Source organism: Bacillus sp. IT-79MI2, assembly GCF_949768135.1.
Lineage (GTDB): Bacteria > Bacillota > Bacilli > Bacillales > Bacillaceae_G > Bacillus_A > Bacillus_A pseudomycoides.
The window spans coordinates 1-428 of record NZ_CATKPV010000007.1; the positions used below are offsets into that span (position 1 = coordinate 1).

1 protein-coding gene is annotated in these 428 nt (G+C 41.1%); it reads right to left on the reverse strand.

The genetic code is table 11. The annotated features are described in order from the left end of the window. The coding region (locus ACM6HU_RS00060; protein WP_414847940.1) for a M60 family metallopeptidase at window positions 1-428 on the reverse strand (428 nt) is incomplete at both ends.

A 428-nucleotide genomic window follows, 5' to 3' on the forward strand; every position in this document is an offset into this window, starting at 1 on the left:
TTGTTGCCTTGTGTGTCCTGCTTCATGCATTTGTCCCCATCCAAATTCATTTACATTTAAAGCACTTTTAATTGCGTCATAAGCAGTAGTAAATACGACTCCATCCCGACCTGCATACATGTACATGCCCGGTGGGTTGTTAGGGTTCTCTACAAAAGCCCAAAGACGGCGAGTTGAACGATGTAACGGATTAGAACTTGTTTCAGAAAGTCCCGATATTTTATCTTGCGCTCGAATCATTTCATCGTATTTTTCTAATAGGGGAACAGGATCTTGATCCACAATATATTTCTTGGCACTATCACGAGTAACAGTAAGTACTGCTTTCTTTGACTTTAATTGAACAGCATGCGCATCTGGATACTTGTCCATCATAGCAATCCAGTCCTCTTTCGTATGCTTCCCTAATTCAAAGAATGGAACAGGGC